6 protein-coding genes are annotated in these 5,492 nt (G+C 67.9%); 4 read left to right on the forward strand and 2 right to left on the reverse strand.

The features are described 5' to 3' along the window. Positions 1-5 precede the first annotated feature (5 nt). Positions 6-809: a type I methionyl aminopeptidase gene (gene map, locus AC3ERS_RS05325; protein ID WP_431964062.1), complete on the forward strand. Its 804-nt coding sequence runs from the start codon at positions 6-8 to the stop codon at positions 807-809. Positions 810-906: 97 nt separating this feature from the next. Next, positions 907-1,794 carry an LLM class flavin-dependent oxidoreductase gene (locus AC3ERS_RS05330; protein WP_431964064.1) on the forward strand — a complete coding sequence of 296 codons (888 nt, stop codon included), beginning with the start codon at positions 907-909 and terminating at the stop codon, positions 1,792-1,794. Between the two features lie 218 nt (positions 1,795-2,012). Here the strand turns inward: AC3ERS_RS05330 and AC3ERS_RS05335 are convergent, their stop codons facing one another. Next, complete coding sequence (locus AC3ERS_RS05335; protein ID WP_431964066.1) at positions 2,013-3,518, reverse strand: hypothetical protein; 1,506 nt, start codon at positions 3,516-3,518, stop codon at positions 2,013-2,015. A 151-nt stretch (positions 3,519-3,669) separates the two neighbouring features. Further along, entirely contained in the window at positions 3,670-4,101 is a 432-nt protein-coding gene (dtd, locus tag AC3ERS_RS05340) for a D-aminoacyl-tRNA deacylase (RefSeq protein WP_431964068.1), read from the reverse strand. Between the two features lie 480 nt (positions 4,102-4,581). On the opposite strand from dtd, the gene AC3ERS_RS05345 reads away from it, so the two are divergent. Both AC3ERS_RS05345 and AC3ERS_RS05350 read left to right on the forward strand, forming a co-directional pair. Continuing rightward, a complete protein-coding gene (locus tag AC3ERS_RS05345) occupies positions 4,582-4,902 on the forward strand; it encodes a hypothetical protein (RefSeq protein ID WP_431964070.1) in 321 nt (106 codons plus the stop codon). Positions 4,903-4,963: 61 nt separating this feature from the next. Further along, positions 4,964-5,473, forward strand: a complete 510-nt coding sequence (locus AC3ERS_RS05350) for a YbaB/EbfC family nucleoid-associated protein (RefSeq protein WP_431964072.1) — start codon at positions 4,964-4,966, stop codon at positions 5,471-5,473. Positions 5,474-5,492: the final 19 nt, after the last annotated feature.

The raw sequence follows: 5,492 nt of genomic DNA on the forward strand, positions 1-5,492 counted from the left end.
CCGTCATGGTCTTCGGGCGCAACAAGAGCAAGAAGGTGGTGCCGTTCCGCACCGCAGGTGAGCTGGACGCCATGGCGGCGGCGGGCGCGGTGGTAGGCCGCACTCTCGTCGCCGTGCGCGCGGCAGCCAAGCCCGGGGTGTCGACCCTGGAACTGGACGAGGTCGCCGAGCAGACCATTCGCGACGCCGGTGCGGTGCCGTCCTTCAAGGGCTACCACGGCTTCCCGGCCTCGATCTGCGCATCGGTGAACGATCGTGTGGTGCACGGGATTCCGACCGCGCAGGAGATCCTCGCCGAGGGCGATCTCGTCTCGATCGACTGCGGCGCCATCCTGGACGGCTGGCACGGCGACTCCGCGTGGACCTTCGGGGTCGGCGAGATCATCGAGGCCGATCGGCTGCTGAGCGAGGCCACCCGGCTGTCCATGGAGGCGGGCATCGCGGCCATGCTGCCGGGCAACCGGCTGACCGACGTGTCGCACGCCATCGAGATGGGCACCCGCGCCGCGGAGGAACTGCACGGCCGTGCCTACGGCATCGTCGACGGTTACGGCGGGCACGCGATCGGCCGCGAGATGCACATGGACCCGTTCCTGGCCAACGAGGGCGCACCAGGCAAGGGCCCGAAGCTGGTGGTCGGCTCGGTGCTGGCCATCGAACCCATGCTCACCCTCGGCACCACCCAGTCCAAGGTGCTCGACGACGACTGGACCGTGGTCACCCTGGACGGCAGCCGCGCGGCCCACTGGGAACACACCGTCGCGGTCACCGAGGACGGCCCGCGCATCCTCACCTTGCGCCCGGAGTAGGGCGAAAGTTTCGCACGGCGGCCCCCGATAGGATCGGGGGCCGCCGTTTCGCTTTTCCGCGAGCCGCCACATCTCGCCCAGAGACAAGGAGCACGTCGTGACGTTGCGCTTCGGGATTCAACTCGCGCCCAAAGCCGCTGAACTGCAACAGATCCGTGAGCTGGCCAAGATCGCCGACGCGGCAGGGCTCGATCTGCTGGGCATCCAGGATCACCCCTACTCTGGCGCGCTGGTGGACACCTTCGCGCTGATCGCCACCGTGCTGGCGGAAACCGAGCGGCTGCGGGTTTTCCCGGACGTAGCGAGCCTTCCGCTACGCGGGCCCGCGATGCTCGGCAAGCAGGCGGCGACGTTGGATCTGCTCAGCGGCGGACGGTTCGAACTCGCCCTCGGCGCGGGCGCGTTCTGGCCCGCCATCGAGGGCATGGGCGGCCCGGACCGTACGAATCCCGAAGCGCTGTTGGCGCTGGAGGAGGCCACCGAGATCATCCGCGCGATGTGGCGCCCCGGCGCCAAGGCCACTGTCGACGGCACCCACTATTCCGTGCACGACGTGCAGTCCGGCCCCGCACCGGCACATCCCGTCGGGATCTGGTTCGGCAGCGTCGGTCCGAAGGCCAACGCGCTGACCGGACGGATCGCCGACGGTTGGGCGGCGCCGATCCCGCACTATCTGCCCTACGAGAAATGGCAAGGGGCGCAAGACACTATCTCCGCGTCCGCCGTCGACGCCGGGCGTTCCCCGGCGGACATCACCCGCATGGCGCAGCTGGTCGGGACGATCACCGACGCGCCAGGTCCGGTGCGCCTGCGCGGCGAGGACCCGATTCGCACCGACGCCGCGGGCTGGGCCCGCATCTTGGTCGATCTCGCCGTGACGACCGGCTTCGACACCTTCGTGTACTGGCCGGAGTCGCCCGACGATACCCAGCTTCGCCGCTGGATCGGTGACGTCGTTCCTTGCACCCGCGCCTTGTGCGCTTAGCCGAGACCTTCGGCCGTGCAGCGGATTCGGCGGTTCTGTTCGGTACCTCCCCGGCTCGTTGGGAACTCTCTGACGATGCAGTCAGACTAGGTTCCGTGCGGGGGCCGGTTCCCGAGTAGCGAACTACTCGAATCTCGCTGCCGGAAGCCGCAGCCGGACCGCGCGGCCCCGCGGACGGCAGCTGTCGGCTCACCGAACATACTGGGGCGGAGGATGATTCAGCTCTGCCCTGTCTTGCGGAAAAACAGCACGTGATCATGGTCGATCAGCGCTATCGACTTGCGCAGCTGCCGGATGCCCGCGCCGGGCAAGTAGGTCAGATTCGCGAAGGACTGCGTATTGCCGAACGCCGAGCGCACCTTGTTCTCGGTGGCGTGGGACGCGCCGTAGGCGGCCAACAGGCCGAAGTCCAAGGGCGCGAGCGGCTCGTCGAGCGACGTGGGCCCGGCCGGGCGGCCGAGCGCGGCGTACTGCGTCGCCTTGCCGTGCTCGTACCGGCACAGCTCGTAGGACATGTTCGTGGTGGCCGTCACGCTCACCACCGGCCAGTTCTGGGAAAGCCGCAGCGCGAGCGGATGTCCGCCGACCGGAGCGAGTTCCCAGTTCAGGCTCATCACCGTCACCCAGCCGCCGTAGGACATCTCGATCAGCACCACGTCGTCGCCGAGCGTGCTCGCGGTGTTGAACTCGGCCTCGCCGATCACCCAGTCCTCGTCGTCGGCATTGAGGTAGGTGGCGCTGTCGACGAGCTGGATGTCGTCCTCGGCGTAGGCCGCGATGATCGCGGCGCGCAGTTGCGTCATGGCGTCCCGGTCCGGGCAGCGCACGCCGAGGGCGCCGAAGCTGGGGCCGATCTCGACCGGCGTCGACGGCGGCTCCGGATCCTCGCCCGGCGCGAGCGGGCGCAGGCCGACCAGCGCCAAGCGCCAGTTGATCTCCTCCACCGTCGACAGGTCGCCGGAGGACTTGCGGACGATCTGCTGCTGCGTCAGCCGTCCCGCTTGTTCCAGGGTGCGGCACTCCAGTTCCACCAGCGCGTTGTAGGACTTCGGCGTGAGGTCCAGATCGCGAATCCCGCACGCGCGCAGGCGGATCGACATGCCGGTGGAGGTGAACGCGGAGTACCGCTCGCGGTACATCGCCAGCGCCTGCTTGCGCGAGCGGCCCACCATGAGGGTGCGTAACAGCGTGCTCAGACTGGCCAGGTACTTGCCTGCCAGGTCGGGATTGTCCGCGGCAAGCTGGGCGCGAATCCGTGCGGCGTCCTCCACGGCGGCCACGGCCGCGTCCTGGTCCAGCCTGCCGAGCCACACGCCGCACTTGCCGAGCCCGTCGGCGCACATGCCCGCTACGTGCGGATACGTCTGTGCCACTTGGCGATACGTGGCGCAGGCGCCGCGGATGGTGCTGGTGGCCAGATCGCGGCGCCCGGCGTCCCGCGTGACCTGCTCGAAGATCCGCAGGGCCTCTTGTAGTTCGCCCGCGAACCGCGCCTCGACCATTCCGGCGGCCAGCCAGTGCAACCGGATCCCGACCGCTTCCTGCGCCGGTGCGGGAGCCTCGATGGTGCGGTCCCTGCGGGCGGCGGGATCGTTCCTGGTGGCGATCAGCGCCTTGGCGAGCTCGGCGAGCGAGGTGGCCAATCGGAGTTCGGAATCGACCGTTCGGTCTCGGGCCGCACTGCGATCGACCGCTACCTGTCGTTCGATAGCACTCAGATCCATCGCGACCCCAACTCCCGCATCACCTTTCACAGACGGTCGTTCCTTCGGCCACATCTGTTCTCGCGGAGAGTCTGCCACAAATCGGGTGCCGTCGCCCAGGAACGAACCGGCCGGCTGCTAGCTGCCAGCTAATTCGGCGCGAACCGCGTGCTCAGGCCTCCAGCAGCAGCGTGACCGGGCCGTCGTTGGTGAGCTCGATGTGCATGTGCGCACCGAATCGACCTGTCGCGACGGTCGCGCCGAGGGCGCGCAGTGCCGCGGCGAAAGCGTCCACGAGTGGTTCGGCGATCGGGCCCGGCGCGGCCGCGGACCAGGACGGGCGGCGTCCCTTGGCGGTGTCGGCGTAGAGGGTGAACTGGCTGACGACGAGCACGGGCGCGTTCAGGTCGGCCGCGGAACGCTCGCCGTTCAGAATTCGCAGCCGCCACAGCTTGTCCGCCAGGGCCTTCGCGGTCGCTTCGGTGTCGTCGTGCGTGACGCCGACCAGCGCGACCAATCCCTGCGGGTCGGGTTCGATCCGGCCGACCACCTCCCCGTCGACCCGCACCTCGGCGGCGGTCACGCGCTGCACCAGTACTCGCATGCCGTGATCATCGCACTCGTCGTGCACCGGAGGCGGACGCGCCGCGCAACCGTGCGGTGGCGGCGGTCGGCAGTGGCTGAGCCGCAGGCATTTCCGGCGGCGAGATCGCCACGGGTGGCGGTTCGCGTCCCCGACTGGTTGCCAGGCGGTTTCCGGGCAGTGCGGACCGGGTGTGGGCGACGACGGCGAGACGGTTCGGGTGTGTGCCAACTCGATTGTGCGGCAAGTCATCAGGCGCTGATCAGGCTATCGGCCGACGGCATCCCGACACATCTGCGCGTTACTCCCGCGAAGTCTTAAGTTCACGTAAAGGCTACTGGTGAGTTGCTATGGACTGTCATCGTCGGAGGAGTTCGAACCGTAGCCAGCGGTGGTCTCACTACCCGGGGAACACGAGGAGCGATGCCATGGTGAGGACGCCCGGGACGATCACGGTGGCAGACGAATTCGCAGGCCGAATCGGCCGGGTGGAGGTGCGCTATGTCAGTTGAGCAGTACTCGGAGAAGCTGAAGAGCTCGGGGTACGAGGCCGACAAGGTTCGGGCCCGGTTGGAGAGCGTCGCCAATCGCGTTCACGATCAGCTGAGCACGTTGCTGGCTGTTATCGGTAGTGACAACTTCGGCAGCAAATATGTCGAGGGTCAGGGTGACAACGGGTTGACGACGCGGTTGCAGGGCGCGGTGGACGGTACCCACACCATGGCGAAGTCGTGGGCGAACCTGTCGCAGGGCCAGTTCGAGGCGGCGGTTGTCGCCGAGCGGAACGAGGACGAGGCGCGGCGGCGAATCGAGCAGGTCTGAACAGCGGCAGTGGTGGCAGGCGGGCTGATCAGGCGCCGCCATGGAGTTCGGAGTGGGTGAAATGACGTCTGGCCGTATGGAGGGGGACATCACCGGGCTGTTGGAGGATTTCCGCAGCCGCATGCGGGATATCGCGGAAGCACAGCGGGAGCGGGTCAAGCTGATCGCGACCGCGACGACGCGTGACAAGTCGGTGTCGGTGACGGTGAATGCCAATGGTGTGGTCATCGAGACCCGCTTCTCCGACCGTGTCGGCGAACTGAGCTACGACCAGATCGCCAAGGCGGTCACCCAGATGGCGCAGCAGGCGGCCGACGAGGTGTTCCGCAAGAGCAAGGCGCTCGCGGAGCCGTTGCGTGACGAGCGGGCGCGGATGCCGAAATTGTCCGATGTCGTCGAGGGAATGCCGGATATCGAGACCGAGATTCCCTTGGAGCCACCGGTTTCGCTGGCGCCTCCCGGTTCGCCGGAACGCGCCGAGGACGAGGCGATGACGTTCACCGATGTCGAGAGCTACGACCACGGTGGTCGCGGGAATCCCAAGGAGAGCGTCACCGGTCAAGCCTGGTGACGTCTGAATCGGCCTTTCG

The sequence above is a fragment of the Nocardia sp. bgisy134 genome (assembly GCF_057708325.1).

Coding starts and splice junctions, on each gene's coding strand:
- dtd (WP_431964068.1), bottom strand. CDS start 4,101: ATGCGAGTACTGGTGCAGCGCGTGACCGCCGCCGAGGTGCGGGTCGAC.
- AC3ERS_RS05350 (WP_431964072.1), top strand. CDS start 4,964: ATGACGTCTGGCCGTATGGAGGGGGACATCACCGGGCTGTTGGAGGAT.
- map (WP_431964062.1), top strand. CDS start 6: ATGGTCTTCGGGCGCAACAAGAGCAAGAAGGTGGTGCCGTTCCGCACC.
- AC3ERS_RS05345 (WP_431964070.1), top strand. CDS start 4,582: ATGTCAGTTGAGCAGTACTCGGAGAAGCTGAAGAGCTCGGGGTACGAG.
- AC3ERS_RS05335 (WP_431964066.1), bottom strand. CDS start 3,518: ATGGATCTGAGTGCTATCGAACGACAGGTAGCGGTCGATCGCAGTGCG.